The following is a 15,307-nucleotide window of genomic DNA, read 5'->3' on the forward strand; positions in this document are numbered from 1 at the left end:
TAGGAGACAAAAACTAATCCACAGTATCTCTAACAGTATAGCATACAGTCCTTGGAGAGGGACTCTAATAACTACTACTCTATAATACAAGGAGAGAAACATATGGATTATAAATTTTATTTATGCAAACATTGCGGTAATATTATCACAATGGTAAAAGACTGCGGCGTTCCTGTTGTGTGCTGCGGCGAAAAAATGCATGAGCTTGTGCCGTGTTCAACACAGGCGGCTGTTGAAAAACATATGCCTGTTTATAAAATTGACGGAAACAATGTTTTTGTTACTGTCGGCGAAAATGCTCATCCTATGCAGGAGGAACACTACATTCAATGGGTGGCACTTGTTACAAAACAGGGGTTGCAGGTGAAAAATCTTAAACCAGACCAAAATCCGGATGTCTGTTTTGCACTTTCGGACGGAGACGAGGTTGAGGCAGTTTACGCTTACTGCAATCTTCACGGTTTATGGAAAGTTTAATGTGAAATGATTTAATTCTTAACTTAATTTACTTTAGGTTTTATTCGGACGTCAGCCTTTGGGTTGACGTCCTTTTTATGTTTTATAAAATGCTCAAAATTTATGTTTATATGAATTTAATATCATAAGTAAAAAATTTCCGATTTGGCAATTGCCAAATCGGAAATTCATATTGCGTTATGTGAAAGTTATATGTATTATAAATGTGACAAAGAATATTTATATTTATTTTGCTACATTTTTATTTTCATTTCAACAAAAAGGAGGCATTTCTATGAAAAAACAAAGGATATTTTTTTAGGCGTTGGCTGTAATGCTGTCGGTAATTATTATTTCGGCTGCAATTCCGTTTACAGTTTTTGCAGAAACTGAAAGCATTCTGTCGGAAGCCGATGAGAGTGATTTTACTTATAATTTTGTAACTCAAGACACAATTGAAATCACTTCATATTCGGGTTATGAGTGTAATGTGACGGTTCCGAAAACTATTGACGGGTTTACTGTTGTGGGCATCGCAAACTTTCACAAAGCACCCGAAAGTATGAAGATAAACACAAAGTTAAAAAAAGTAATTTTGCCGGATACTGTTACATATATTGGCGATAATGCCTTTGAGCACGAGAGAGACGGGTTTAATACCGATTACTCAAAACTGAGTGAAATTGTTTTGCCGGAGGGGCTCTTAACCATAGGCAATTATGCTTTTTCCGATTGCAGAGAACTGAAAAAAATAGATATTCCAAGCACTGTGACAAATATCGGTGAGGGAGCATTTCAATATTGCAATTCTATGAAAGAGATAAATTTCAGAGGAAAAAACACCACACTTACCGGAGATTCTTTTGGTACGGCAAAGTGGAGCACACTTGCCTCCGCACTTGATAAAGAATATCAAAATTGGCTTTACCAAGATAACAATTCGGACTTTTTTATTTGGCAGGGCTGGTTGCTTGGCTATAAGGGAGAGAGCAAAACTCCGGTAATTCCAAAGGGTGTTGTCGGTATAGGAAGCTCCGTATTTCATTATAATACGGAAATTACTGCCGTGACGTTGCCCGACGGACTTAAATATATCGGTGAAAATGCCTTTTACGGTTGTACCGGACTTACAAAGGTTGATATTCCTGCAGGCGTTGAGCGCATTGAAAGCAGTGCTTTTGCCGACTGTGAAAACATTGCGTCGGTAACATTTCGCAAAGGGCTGAAATACATCGGAGAGTCAGCTTTTGACGACTGTAAGGCACTAACCTCAGTCTCTTTACCAAACGGTTTAAAAGAGATAGGAGATTGTGCGTTTTCTTATTGTGAAAACATTCAGCAATTCAGTTTTCCAAAATCACTTGAAAAAATCACACAATCCGCTGTTAAGGATACAAAATGGTTTCAGTCTATTCCTTCGGAGACAGAAATTTACTGCGGCAGCGTATTTTTGGGTATAGCAGGTCTTTATGTTGACTATCCGTCAAAGCTGGTTATTCGTCCCGGTACGCTTAATGTTTATATTGAATACTACTGCGAGGGGCTTAACGAGTTGGTTCTTCCCGACGGTTTAAAGTCGCTTACAATTAAGGAAGGCTATTACTGCAACATAACAACCCTTGATATACCCGAAAGCGTGGAATATATTAACTGCAATAATCTTGAAAATCTTACAACGGTGAATTTTCCACAGGAGGCAAAACTTGAGTCTAACAGCTTTTCGTCTTGCCCGAAGCTTAAAAATATAACTGTTCCAAGGGGAAATCCATATTTAAATGCTTTTGGAGGTTCAAATGAAATCGAAAGCATTACTTTGCCCGACGATGTGTTAAAGGTTGACCAAATCGGCGGTTCAAAACTTAAATATGTGAACCTTGGCAAAATACGTGTTTTGGGTGAACACGCATTAAGCGGATGTTTAAATTTAAAGAGTATCAATTTGCCGAACACACTTGTTTCAATCGGTGATTTTGCATTCAGCGAATGCACAGGTTTGGAAAGCATAACATTGCCTGACATCCTTACCTCAATCGGGCTTAGTGCTATGAACGGGTGCAGCAGCTTAAAATCTGTAAAGGGCGGCAAAAACGTCAAAACCTTGGGCGATTATTGCTTTACAGACTGCACCTCGTTAAATAGCTTCGGCAGTTTGCCGCAGGGTGTGCAGTTGGTTTATCACGGTACCTTTGCCAACACAGCTTGGTATAACAACCAGCCTGACGGTCAGGTGTATTTTGGCTCAATAGCTTATTGCTACAAAGGCGATATGAAAAGTAACAGTGTTCTTACGATTAAGTCGGGCACGGTTTCTGTTGCCGAGGGTTATATCTTTGGTTCTGTTGCTCTTAACTGGCGTGATATGGCAGATTTCAGCCAACCGAATCTTGTCGGTCTTGTTTTACCCAAAAGTTGTAAATATGTTGGCAGAGAGTCGTTTTCAAAATGCCCGAATCTTAAGAGTGTTGACCTTGGCGGTACAGAGTATGTCGGAGATTCCGCATTTAACAACACCGCTTGTGAAACTATTACTTTGCCAAGTACAATGCGCCATATAGGCCAACACGCTTTTGCTTCACGAAAGCTTAAAAATGCATACCTAAACGTAGGCTTGTGTGCAATAGAAGAGGGAGCATTCTTCTCAATGGGAGATATAAAAAGTATTACAATACCTGAAAGCGTAACATTTATTGACAGTTACAGCATTGGCTACTATCCTCCGGACCCGGATGATCCTTTAACCCCAAGTGCTACGATTCCTGACTTTGTAATTTACGGTGTAGGCGGAACAGAGGCTGAGAAATATGCAAATCAAAACGGAATTAAGTTTTGCGGTTCTAAAACATTAATTAACTCAATGATTGTTATCGGCAACGGTTACGGCAATTGGTTAAACGGCGCTTATTGGAACACTTATTACGAAGAAAACTATATGGAAAAAATATCAGATACGGTTTATCAGATAACATTTAAAAATGTGGAGCAAAATGATGACTGTCAGTTTAAATTGGCAGCAAACGGATTGTTAAATGATACATGGGGCGGTGTGGTTGCCTCGCCGGGTAAGACAGAAACCGCAGTTTATAACAGTGATGATAACATTACCTTTTCTGTTGATTACGAGCTTGCAGACGTAACATTGACAGTTGACCTTACTGATTTTGATTCCGTTAAAAAAACAGGCGTCAAATTCAGAATTGACGTTGTTGACAAAACACCGCCGCTAAAGGTTTATGGTGATGTAAACGGTGACGGAGAGGTTACCATTGAGGATGCAACTATTATACAAAAGGAAATTGTTGGATTTATATATTTTGATTATAATCAAAATATTCTTGCCGATGTAGACAACGATGGAGAGGTTACTGTTTTTGATGTTACCTTGATTCAAAAATATCTTGCGGGAGGTTACAGCGATACCGGTCTTGTGGGTGAATTGTCGGATATAAGGTAGTGCAGGTGTACCTCTTTTCTAAGATGGCAAAAGTCGATTTAAAATTTTGCTGAAAATTATAATCTATCATTGAGGTGCAGGAAGGTTAATACTCAATTGTACTGATTACAATAAGTTCGTAGGCTTTGCTTAACAAGATTTGTTAATTTAAAGTTGAGAATATTTATTGAATTTTTTACATCATACTAAACAAAGTCTCCCACACACTGCCTTGTTAAACAGTGTGCGGGAGATAGTTTTAAACAGATAACTCGGTAATTATATTAATATGGGCGCTGACGGTAATTTGTCTCGGAAACCGAGTTAAATCTCCATGCTCTTATGTTGATTTCCGAGATAGAGGTTCCGCAGTATTCGCAGAATTTGCTTCCGAGATTTTTTATCGGTGCGCCGCAGTTTGGACAGTTTATGCCCAAGCCCTCCAGGTGATTGCCCACCTTGTCAATATCCTGCACATACACAAGCCCTATTTGATATATTGCCTGCTTTTTTTCTTCTTTGCTTCCCGATACTACATTTCCGTTTTCGTCCTCTGTGTAATTATAACAGCCGGTTGAAATTTCAAAAAATATTGTGGCGGTTGCGCCGTCTTTAACATATCTTGCAATCTGAATATCGTGCAAAACGACAGAGTCAAAAAACTTTGTTTCATTCTTTGCATTAAGGCCGTCAATGATTCCCTGAACATTGTTTTTCAGAGTAAGCGAACATTCTTCGGTGAGCGCGCTTGTCTTTTTGGTTGAAACTGCGGTAAAGTAACTGCGTAGCAGGGATTCCGCCTTGTTTTTGTATGCCTCATACTCAAATTCGGGAAAGTCACGCAGAATTTGCGGAAGATAAATATCCGTCATTGCGTGAAGCGACAGCGGTGTTTCGTTATATTCGTGGGTTTGGTTCTTATATCCCTCAACAAGCGAGTCGGTTCCAAACATTTGACGTGAAAAATTGCGGATTTTGTTTCGCACAATCAGCACTGCGACAACTACCAAGATAACAACTGCCGCAATGATTATTATCTGGATTAACAAACCGGTGTTCACAAATTTCCCCCTTACGTAATGAAAATATATTTTTATGGGCGCACTTTTGTGCGCCCATTATCTTTTAATAATATCGGTCAAACTTTGACTGAATAATTATTCTTCTTCGGTTTTGGTTATTGCAATTCCGAGAACGTCAAGGCTTTCCTTGTCAACAGGGGCAGGGCAAGAGGACATAAGTTCGCTTGCATTCTGTACCTTTGGAAAGGCAGTAACGTCACGCAGACTGTCGGCACCGCAGAGCAGCATAGAAACACGGTCAAGACCGATGCCCATTCCTCCGTGAGGCGGTGCGCCGTATTTATAGGCTTCAACAAGGAATCCGAATTTTGCTTCGATTTCTTCGTCTGTAAGCTTTAATGCCTTAAACATTTTTTGCTGAAGCTCAGGGTCTGTAATACGCATTGAACCGCTTGAAAGCTCAATTCCGTTAAGAGTTAGGTCAAATGCCTTTGCGGTTACCTTTGACGGGTCTGTGTCAAGATATTGCAGGCACTCTTCTTTTGGCATAGTAAACGGGTGGTGCATGGCAAGCCATTCGCCGCTTTCTTCGTCATATTCAAAGAACGGGAAGTCAACAATCCACAGGAATTTAAACTCATTCGGAATTATATCGAGGCGTTTTGCGATTTTTAATCTGAGTGCGCCGAGAGTTGAGAACACAGTGCTGTCTTTGTCGGCAACAATGAGGATAACGTCGCCTTTTTCTGCCTGCAATCTTTCATACACAGCGTTGAGTTCTTCTTCGGTCATAAACTTTTTGAATGAAGCGTTCGGCTCGTCAACCCAACGAACATATGCAAGACCTTTTGCACCGATTCCTTTTGCGTACTCGGTAAGCTTATCAATTTCTTTTCTTGTGTAAACGGAAGCGGCATTCTTGGCTACAATAGCCCTTACAGAGCCGCCGTTCTCAATTGCTCCGGTAAATACTCCGAAACCACAGTCTTTAACAAGATCCGAAATATCCTGAATCTTCATATCAAAGCGAATGTCAGGTTTATCTGAACCGTAATTTTCCATTGCTTCTTTGTAGGTCATACGCTCAAACGGAGTTTTGAGGTCTTTGTTAAGAACATCTTTAAATATTCTCTTGAAAAGTCCCTCGTTTATTTCAAGAATATCCTCAACGTCAACAAACGAAAGCTCCATATCAATCTGTGTAAATTCAGGCTGACGGTCGGCACGCAAATCTTCGTCACGGAAACAGCGTGCAAGCTGAATATATCTGTCAAATCCCGAAACCATAAGCAGTTGTTTGTAAATCTGCGGAGACTGCGGAAGTGCATAGAACTTGCCGTTATGTACTCTTGACGGAACAAGGTAGTCCCTTGCGCCCTCGGGAGTGGATTTTATCATCATCGGTGTTTCAATCTCAACAAAGCCGTTTTCTGCAAAATAATCCCTTGCGGTTTTTGCAATTTTGCTTCTTGTCATAAGATTGTTAAGGAGCGGACGACGGCGCAGGTCAAGATAGCGGTACTTTAATCTCAGTTCTTCGTTGGTTTCCGTATTGTCAACTATTTCAAACGGAGGCGTCTGTGCCTTTGACAACACACGCAGGTCTGTAACAAGCACTTCAATATCGCCTGTCGGAATATCGGAATTTTTTGAACTTCTTTCAAGCACCTTGCCCTTTGCGGCAAGAACAAATTCACTGCGGCAAGCAAATGCCTTATCGAAAATTTCTTTGTCTGTTTTGTCATTAAAGGCAAGCTGAACAACGCCTGTGCGGTCACGCAGGTCAATAAAAATAAGCTGACCGAGGTCACGGCATCTTTGTACCCAACCGCAGACGGTTACTTCTTTGTCAACGTCTGAAATGCGTAAATCTCCACAATAATGTGTACGCTTCAGACCTGTCATAAATTCTGCCATTATAAAAACTCCTCAAAATTAGTTTATGCAATATTTTTGACCGATAAAAATCGGAATTATAATTATTTAAATCATAGCAACGTTTCGGTTTGCTTGCAATCAGTGTAAATAAACAGCTGCTCAGAGATTTAGCGGAAATTTATAATCCCACTGAAATTTTGGATGAAACCGCTGATATTCAATGTGATTATTTATTATCTTACGTTGTATTGAAATTCTTTAAATAATCTGTTTTGTCTGCTTTGGTAATCTTTTTGATTACTCTGCAAGGATTTCCGACAGCAATAACACCGTCGGGAATATCTTTTGTAACTACGCTTCCGGCGCCTATTATTGTATCGTTGCCCACCGAAACACCGCCGACTATTTTAACGTCGCCGCCTATCCAAACCCGTTTTCCTATGTGAACGGGCTTTCCGTAGCATCCGCCGTTAATTCTTTCCTCTGCGTCTGTAAGATGGTTTGCGGCATATATTCCGACATTCGGTCCGAGTAATGTATGCTCGCCAACAGTAATCTTGGCACAGTCAAGTATTATACAGCCGAAATTGATGTACACATCGTTTTCAATGCTTATATTTTTACCGTATTCACAGCGAAAGTCGGGTTCAATCCACACATTTTTTCCGACGTGTTCAAACAAATCTTGCATAATTTTTGAACGCAGTTCAATTTCATCGTCTTCTGTTTTGTTATATTTTCGGAAAAGCTTTTTAGCAATTACCCTTCGCCGAAACAAATCTTCATCAAAGTCGTTGTATATCAAGCCTGATTGCAATTTTTCCCATTCGGTCATCAAAAACACCTCTGAAAAATTAATTTTTACTGATGCTTATTCAACGTCCGAATTGTCTTTTCCGAAAACTGCGGAAAAAGTATCGGTTTCTTCAGAAAGCTGAAGATTTAAAAAACTGTCCAAAAAGCTTTCGTCAAGCGGAAGCTTAGCTTTTTTGCCGGTTTCCATATTCTTTGCTTCGGCAAAGCCTTCGTTAAGCTCGTTGTCGCCGATTACAAGTGTGTATTTTGCGCCGATTTTGTCAGCGTATTTCATCTGAGCACGCAGACCTCTGCCGACAACGTCGGTTTCCGCCGTTTCGCCGCACTCACGTATGTTGTGCAAAAGTTCAAACGCTTTTTCCTGTGCCTTTTCGCCCATTGTGGCAATGTACAGTGAACATTCGCTGAAATCTGGAATTTCGATGCCCTGCTTTTCCATAACCATAAGCAGACGTTCCATTCCCATTGCAAAGCCAAGCGACGGAAGGTGGTTTCCGCCAAGCTCTTCGATAAGTCCGTCATATCGTCCGCCGCCACATACGGTGCCTTGAGCGCCGATACAGTCTGTAACAAACTCGAACACGGTTTTGGTGTAATAGTCCAAACCGCGGACAATGGTCGGATTTACTATGTAATTGATTCCTGCCGCATCAAGATATTTTTGAACGGAAGCAAAGTGTTCTTTACATTCATCGCAAAGATACTCGGTTATTCTTGGAGCACCCTCGGCAATCTTTGAGCAGATTGGGCTTTTGCAGTCGAGTATTCTCATCGGGTTTTTATCAAGCCTTGAAAGGCAAGTCTCGCAAAGCTGATCCTTGTATTGCTCAAAATATGCTTTGAGAGCTTTGTGATACTCGGCACGGCAGGTCGGACAGCCGATTGAGTTAATCTCAAGGTGCAAATCTTTCAGTCTCAGTCTGTCAAAAATTGACTGTGCGGCACAGATAAGTTCTGCGTCGGCAACAGGGGACTGGGTGCCGTATTCTTCAAGACCAAACTGGTGAAATTCTCTTAATCTTCCTGCCTGCGGCTTTTCGTAGCGATAGCAGGATACAAAGTAGCTGGCTTTAATCGGAAGACCTTCATTTGGCAATGCATGCTCAAGAACAGCTCTTGCGGCTCCCGCAGTTCCCTCGGGGCGAAGCGTAACGCTTTCGTTGCCCTTGGTTGTAAATGTATACATTTCTTTTTGCACAACATCGGTGGTTTGACCTACTCCGCGTGCAAAAAGTTCGGTATGCTCAAAAACAGGAGTACGGATTTCTTTAAAACCGTATATGCGGGCTTCTTCACGCATAACGTTTTCAATAAACTGCCAACGGTAGCTTTGCTTTGGCAAAACATCTTCTGTTCCTTTAATTTTCTTGGTTATAAGTGCCATAATTTCCTCCGCATAAGTGGATTATTTATACATAAAAAGTGCCTAAAAACACAACAATCGGGCAGCGTAAAGCCACCCGATGTCAAGACAACAAATTTGTTTATTTTAAAACGTTTCTCCAGTCAATGTCGCCTCGTTCAAGTCCGTGGATAAGCACCTCGGCAGTTGCGATGTTGGTTGCAACCGGAATGTTGTGCATATCGCAAAGCCTGAGCATATTCATATCATTTGGTTCGTTAGGCTTTGGATTGAGCGGGTCTCTGAAGAAAAGCAGCATATCAATTTCGTTACAGGCAATTCTTGCGGCAATCTGTTGGCTGCCGCCCTGAGAACCTGCGAGGAATCTCTGAATTGTCAGACCTGTTGCCTCCGAAACCAACTTACCTGTTGTGCCTGTTGCACAAAGATTGTTGCGGCTCAGTACTCCGCAGTATGCGATACAAAACTGAACCATAAGTTCCTTTTTCTCATCGTGAGCAATAAGTGCTATATTCATATACAATTCCTCCTATATAATTAACCTTTAAATAAAAGCGGTATTCGTTCACCCTCAAGCCTTAAAGCCAAGCAGTCAAACACCGGATTTATGGCGTCCGGGTCAAGACCTGCCGCACCTCTTTGCATTATTACGGAAATGCGGATGTCAAACGGCACCAGAGCAATAAGCCTTGTTTGGGTTGCGTCGATAACTTCGTCAAGGTCACGGTAAAAACCAAGCTTGCGAAAAACCTTGCGGTCAAAACGATTGATTACAAGGCGAATGTTTTCAATTCCCATGGCTTCAAGTTTTTGGCGCACCTTAACGCCGCCCCTTACGCTTGTCGGTTCTGCATTTGTAACAATCAACGCAGAGTCGGCAGGAGCCGCCGCAGTTACAAAGCCCGAGCCGATTCCGGCAGGAGAATCAATGATAACAAAATCAAAGCTTCCTTTAACGGCACGCACAAGCTGTTTGAATACAGAGGGGCTTAGCTCGTTTTCGGTATCAAACGGAGCCGCCATAAGATAAAGATTCTGATTATTTCTGCTTTGGTAAATAGCTTCCTGAAATGTACAGTTGCCGCAAACCGCATCAGAGGCGTCAAAGAGCAAATCCTGTTCCATATCAAGCATAATGTCCAAACCGCGCATTCCGCAGTCACAGTCAATAAGCAAAACCTTTTTGCCCTGCTTTATAAGTGCAACCGAAAGGCATATACACACGGTGGATTTTCCTGTTCCGCCCTTGCCCGAGGCAACAACTATTACATCATTCATAAACATACTTCCTCTGCTTTATTCTACCATAAAAACTGTTAAAGAGCAATAAATCCGCAAGATTTTTTTAAACAAAATTTTTATTTATATTTTAGTCAGGTTTAACAATAATTTCAATTTAAAATCCCGATAATATTAAATAATTCATTAAAATTTCAGGTTTTTATTGCTTGTTCTACTATTTAAAATACGCATCAAGCAGGTCTTTTGCAACCTGCATAGAATACATTCCCTTGGCTCCGTGTTCAATAACAACGGCAACCGCAACCTCCGGATTGTCAAACGGCGCATAGCAGATAAACGTTGTATGGTCCGAGCCTGAATTTTCTGCGGTTCCCGTTTTGGCGGCAACTTTTACTTTGTAGTTTCCAAACACAGAGTACGCCGTTCCGTCCTCATCTCGCGTTACGTCAAGCATTGCGTTGCGCACAATGTCAAGATTTTCTTTTGAAACGCCGCAGCTTCCCACTTCAACGGGGCTGTCATAATCTTCAATTGTATTTTTGCGCTCATAATCGGTGATTTTGCTTACCAAATGTGTTTTCAGCCTTACGCCGTTATTTGCGATTGTTGCCGTGTAAGTCGCAAGCTGAAGTGGCGTGAATGCGTTGTCGGACTGACCGATTGCCGCCTGAACCGTGTTTCCTGCCTGCCACGAGGTGCTGTCACGTCCCGCAAGCGTACCCTTAGATTCCTCAACTTCGATTCCCGTGTATTCGCCAAAGCCGAATTTTTCGGCATAAAGATACATTGTGTCAATTCCGAGTCTTCTGCCTGTTTCGGCAAAAAAGTAGTTGCAAGACTGTGTAATTGCTCCCGTGACGTTTAAATTGCCGTGATAGTGCATACACTTTACCACATTTGTGGGGTAGTAGTCATAGTATTGGTCACAGTAAATTTCCGTGTCCTTTTTTATTACCTTTTCTTCAAGAGCCGCCGCCGCTACACAGGGCTTGTATACCGAGCCGCAGGCAAAGCTGCCCACAAAGGCACGGTTATACATCGGTGAATTTTCGTTTTCTGACAGTTTTATGTAATAGTCGCCGTATTCGCTGTATTTGTTAAGGTCATAGGTGGGATAGCTTGCAGCCGCAAGCACCGAAAAATCTTTGACTGACAACATTACAACGGCGCCTGTTTCGCAGTCTTCGCCGTAGCCGCCTTTGCCGTTGGCTTTTTTTAGGGCTTTTCCAGCTTCTCTTGCAGCTTTTACATTTTCGGCAAGAGATTTTGAGGCAACCTCCTGAAGTTTGCTGTCAATTGTAAGAAACACGGTGTTTCCCGGCTTAGCGTCAATGGTTTCAACCTTGTCAACAACGGTTCCGTCTGAATTTCGCTTAATTATCTTTGTGCCGCCCTCGCCTTTTAGCTGTGTTTCAAATGCGTGCTCTATGCCGAATTTTCCGACCTTATCGGAAAGAGAGTACTTTTTTTCGCTTTTGCTCAGCTCGTTGTACTCGTCTTCGCTCATTGAGCCCAGCGCACCGAGAAGATGAGGGGCAAGCTCCGGGTTTGCCGCACTGCGTTCTAAATAGGTCTGAACCTCAACGCCGCTTACTCCTTGGGTGCTCTCGCTTATTGCACTGACCGAGTTTTGAGAGATGTCCTCGGCAAAAACATACGGCTTTGAACCGGAGTAACCTGTTATTTCCATATTGTAGTGCACCGAAACAAGGTTTCTTAAATCGGTTTTTGCGTAATTGCCCGATATTTTGTATCGCTCCGCAAGTGCATTGAGACATTCATTGGCATCGGTTTGTCCGGGCAGGTTCAAAAAATCCGGCGCAAGAAGTTTTTGCACATCATCTTCACTTGATTTTTTATATTGAAACTTTCCGTTTGCGTTAAGATCAATCGGAAGATTGTCAGCCCATTTTTCTTTTGTTTGTTCCGTAATTTTGATTAACGACAGGATTGTGTCGTCAAGTTTATCCTCATCAACATACAGCTTGTCGATTACCACCTTGTAGTGGGTTGTGTTTACGACAAGACCTGTGCAGTTTTTGTCTAAAATTTCGCCTCTTATTGCGTCTGTGCTGACCGTATAGCTGGTTGAACGGGCGGCAAGATTTTTATATTCCTCGCCGTGAATTATCTGCCAGTCTATAAGTCTTGCCGCAAAAATTGCAAAAAATACCAAGGTGACAATTATGCAGACCGTATATACCGATTTTTTGCCTGATTTGGATTTTTTTCTCATATTGCCACCGTCCTTTCAAAAAAATTCACGATTTTTTGCACGTGTTTTAGCGTTTAAATAGAACAAAACAGCTTTTGTTAATTTTTTAAATCCAAGTATGCTTCTCCTTGCTTGATAAAAAAGAACTTGTGGCCGAGTGCAAGCGGAGAAAAAAGTACATCTTATCAACATTTCAGCGGAAATAACATCTAACATTACTGAAAATCAGAATGGATAACATCGCCTTATAGACGTGGAACATTTACACTGTGTTTATGTACAAACAGATTTATAAAATACAGCGGAAAAGTCATAACGAACGTGTAAATTATGCGTGAAATATAATGATGTACAAACAGCGTCATACAGTCGGGAATCCCTGAAATTACGCAGAAAAGCAGAAAGTAAAGGCAAATCAGAATCGGAACGGTGATTGCCGCCGTGATTGATACGGTGAGTATCCCGGCGTTAAAATACGAGCTGAACATATAGGACTCAATATAACACAGAACAGTTAAGGTTATCGCAAAAAATCCGACAAATCCTCCCGAGGCGGCGTCTGTAACGATTCCGCAGACAGCCCCGAAAATCAACGACGGAATTTGGTTTTCTTTTGAGGCAATCACAATGGCAAGGGGGACAAGCAAAAGAGGCTTGCCGCCGAATAATTCAGGCATAAGTTTTGGCGTGCTTTGCAAGACAATCAGCAGTATTATTTCAACTGAATATGCAAGATATCGAAAAAAAGCGAGGTGTTTTTTCATTTGCTCTCCTCGCTTTTCTTTTCAAAGTCCGTAATAACGGCTGCTGCGGTAATTTTCCTGATGTCCTCATATGGCTCAATAACAGCGTATCGGGAGTTGTCGTAGCTGTCGGTTTTGATTTCTTTTACTTTGCCTATAATCAGATTTCCGGGATAAACTCCGCCTGTTCCCGAGGTGACAACCATATCGCCCTCTTTAACCTTGTTGTCCTCCGCAAGCGTGTTTAAAGCCGTAAGATTTTGGTCGCAAAGATATGTATTTCCGCTGACTATGCCGCTGTCGCCCGACTGTTTGTCAACGGCACCCGCTTTTGTATCGGGCGATAATATTGTTTTAACCTTGCAGGTTACGGCGTCAACTTTATATACCCATCCGACAAGACCGTTTTCGGTTATTACGGCATTGTTTACGCCCACACCGTCAGCCGAGCCGATGTCAAGTGTAAAAGAATAAAAGTCATCGTTTGTATCACGTCTGATTATGTTTGCCGGCTGTATTTTGTATGACGGGTTTTCCTTTTTTAAGTCATAATATTTTCGCAGTCGTTCGTTTTCCGCCTTTGTATCATAATAGTCTGCAAGCTGTTCTCTGAGTTCTGCGTTTTCCTGCCGCAGTTTTTCGTTTTCCTCTTTAAGCGTTTGGACATCGACTGAGTCTGCGCTTGCGGTTGCCGAAGCAGAAAGCTGAAACAATCCCTTAAAAGCCCCGTTTAATGCGGTTGATACAACGGAATTGTTTCCAAGCGACATTACGCTTATCACAAGAATTATGATAAGCGTCAGTACAAGAACTCTGAAATTTTTGTTTTGAAAATGCCGCATTTTGTGTGCCTTTCAACTCGGTGATATATTCGATAATACCGTGAAATTTTTTAAAGTTTATCTTCGGTTATGCTTGTATTGCGTTCCCATAGGCTTTACCAGTCGTTTGCCGGCACCGTCAACAACGCAGTCAAGAGGTCTGTCGGCAATGTGAACAGGCATACCCGTTTGCTGCATAACAAGCATATCAATTCCTTTTAACAGTGCGCCGCCTCCGGTGAGCATAATTCCGTGGTCAATAATATCTGCCGAAAGTTCGGGCGGAGTTTTTTCAAGCGTTGTTTTGATTGCCTCAATAATCGTTGAGAGCGGGTCGGCAAGTGCGTCACGAACTTCTTCTGCGGTAATTGTGATATCTTTTGGAAGTCCGTCAACCAAATTTCTGCCCTTTACCACCATACTTTTTTCGTTTTCCTGGGGGTATGCCGAACCGATTTTAATTTTAATCTCTTCTGCCGTGCGTTCGCCGATAAGAAGATTATATTTTTTCTTTATATAAGTCAAAATTGCTTCGTCAAACTTGTCGCCTGCCACACGCACCGAGCACGCAGTAACAATGTCGCCAAGAGAAATCACAGCAACCTCACTTGTTCCGCCGCCAATATCAACAACCATACTTCCGGTCGGTTCGTCAACAGGCATTCCTGCTCCGATTGCCGCCGCCATCGGTTCTTCAATCAGCACAACGGGAGGTTTTGCGCCTGCCTGATAAGCGGCATCCTCAACTGCTTTGCGTTCAACTTCGGTAACGCCTGTCGGCATACAGATAATTACCCTCGGTTTGCTGAAAATTCCCGGCTTTACAGCCTTTCTTATAAAGTGCTGAAGCATTTTTGCGGTAATTTCAAAATCTGCAATAACTCCGTCCTTAAGCGGTCTTACCGCAACTATCGAACCGGGAGTTCTTCCAATCATATCCTTTGCCTGTGAGCCGACTGCAAGCACGTTGTCCGTGCGCATATCAACAGCCACTACCGACGGTTCTCGCAAAATGATGCCCTTGCCTTTGAGGCAAACAAGGGTGTTTGCCGTGCCAAGGTCTATTCCTATATCTTTTGAAAATGAAAACATTTTTTCAGCTCCTTACAGCTGTATAATTGTGTTATAACCTAAGTGCAGATGCCCTTTGCTGCCCTAAAGGCAGGGGACAATGAGAATTTCAGCGGAAGTTATAATCTTCGCTGAAACTATGAGAAGCCGGCGCTCCTTTGTGCTTTTGCAGGCATAGCGGAGAGCCGCTCAGATTTAAATAAAATTATAAAGCATTGAATATACCAATTCAACGGTATTTTGTCGAAAT

General features: G+C 42.0%; 12 protein-coding genes. 2 read left to right on the forward strand and 10 right to left on the reverse strand.

Annotated elements, in window-relative coordinates; all coding sequences use genetic code 11:
* Positions 1 to 102 precede the first annotated feature (102 nt).
* Together BLP46_RS09335 and BLP46_RS09340 are read left to right on the forward strand one after the other, a co-directional pair.
* Entirely contained in the window at positions 103 to 477 is a 375-nt protein-coding gene (locus tag BLP46_RS09335; protein WP_092978443.1) for a desulfoferrodoxin family protein, read from the forward strand.
* A 313-nt stretch (positions 478 to 790) separates the two neighbouring features.
* Positions 791 to 3,907, forward strand: coding sequence for a leucine-rich repeat protein (locus BLP46_RS09340; protein ID WP_092978445.1), 3,117 nt, complete (start codon positions 791 to 793; stop codon positions 3,905 to 3,907).
* 263 nt (positions 3,908 to 4,170) lie between these two features.
* On the opposite strand, the gene BLP46_RS09345 is transcribed toward BLP46_RS09340, so the two are convergent.
* The 10 genes from BLP46_RS09345 to BLP46_RS09390 form a co-directional block, all read right to left on the reverse strand.
* Positions 4,171 to 4,947, reverse strand: coding sequence for a zinc ribbon domain-containing protein (locus BLP46_RS09345; RefSeq protein ID WP_092978446.1), 777 nt, complete (start codon positions 4,945 to 4,947; stop codon positions 4,171 to 4,173).
* Between the two features lie 96 nt (positions 4,948 to 5,043).
* On the reverse strand, positions 5,044 to 6,825 hold the full coding sequence (gene aspS, locus BLP46_RS09350) for an aspartate--tRNA ligase (protein WP_092978447.1): 1,782 nt from the start codon (positions 6,823 to 6,825) through the stop codon (positions 5,044 to 5,046).
* A 199-nt stretch (positions 6,826 to 7,024) separates the two neighbouring features.
* Positions 7,025 to 7,621 carry a sugar O-acetyltransferase gene (locus tag BLP46_RS09355; protein ID WP_092978449.1) on the reverse strand — a complete coding sequence of 199 codons (597 nt, stop codon included), beginning with the start codon at positions 7,619 to 7,621 and terminating at the stop codon, positions 7,025 to 7,027.
* Between the two features lie 36 nt (positions 7,622 to 7,657).
* Entirely contained in the window at positions 7,658 to 8,986 is a 1,329-nt protein-coding gene (gene hisS / locus BLP46_RS09360) for a histidine--tRNA ligase (protein ID WP_092978450.1), read from the reverse strand.
* Between the two features lie 100 nt (positions 8,987 to 9,086).
* Complete coding sequence (mgsA, locus tag BLP46_RS09365) at positions 9,087 to 9,482, reverse strand: methylglyoxal synthase (RefSeq protein WP_092978451.1); 396 nt, start codon at positions 9,480 to 9,482, stop codon at positions 9,087 to 9,089.
* Between the two features lie 20 nt (positions 9,483 to 9,502).
* Entirely contained in the window at positions 9,503 to 10,243 is a 741-nt protein-coding gene (locus BLP46_RS09370) for a septum site-determining protein MinD (RefSeq protein WP_167669238.1), read from the reverse strand.
* 178 nt (positions 10,244 to 10,421) lie between these two features.
* Positions 10,422 to 12,443, reverse strand: coding sequence for a peptidoglycan D,D-transpeptidase FtsI family protein (locus BLP46_RS09375; protein ID WP_092978454.1), 2,022 nt, complete (start codon positions 12,441 to 12,443; stop codon positions 10,422 to 10,424).
* 224 nt (positions 12,444 to 12,667) lie between these two features.
* Entirely contained in the window at positions 12,668 to 13,186 is a 519-nt protein-coding gene (locus BLP46_RS09380) for a hypothetical protein (protein WP_092978456.1), read from the reverse strand.
* Positions 13,183 to 14,007 carry a rod shape-determining protein MreC gene (mreC, locus tag BLP46_RS09385; protein WP_092978457.1) on the reverse strand — a complete coding sequence of 275 codons (825 nt, stop codon included), beginning with the start codon at positions 14,005 to 14,007 and terminating at the stop codon, positions 13,183 to 13,185. Before mreC ends, BLP46_RS09380 begins: the two co-directional genes overlap by 4 nt.
* 57 nt (positions 14,008 to 14,064) lie before the next feature.
* The gene (locus tag BLP46_RS09390; RefSeq protein ID WP_092978458.1) at positions 14,065 to 15,078 is read right to left on the reverse strand and encodes a rod shape-determining protein; all 1,014 of its coding nucleotides are present in this window, start codon (positions 15,076 to 15,078) and stop codon (positions 14,065 to 14,067) included.
* Between the last annotated feature and the right edge of the window lie 229 nt (positions 15,079 to 15,307).

The sequence above is a fragment of the Ruminococcus sp. YE282 genome (genome assembly GCA_900101355.1).
Lineage (GTDB): Bacteria > Bacillota > Clostridia > Oscillospirales > Acutalibacteraceae > Ruminococcoides > Ruminococcoides bromii_A.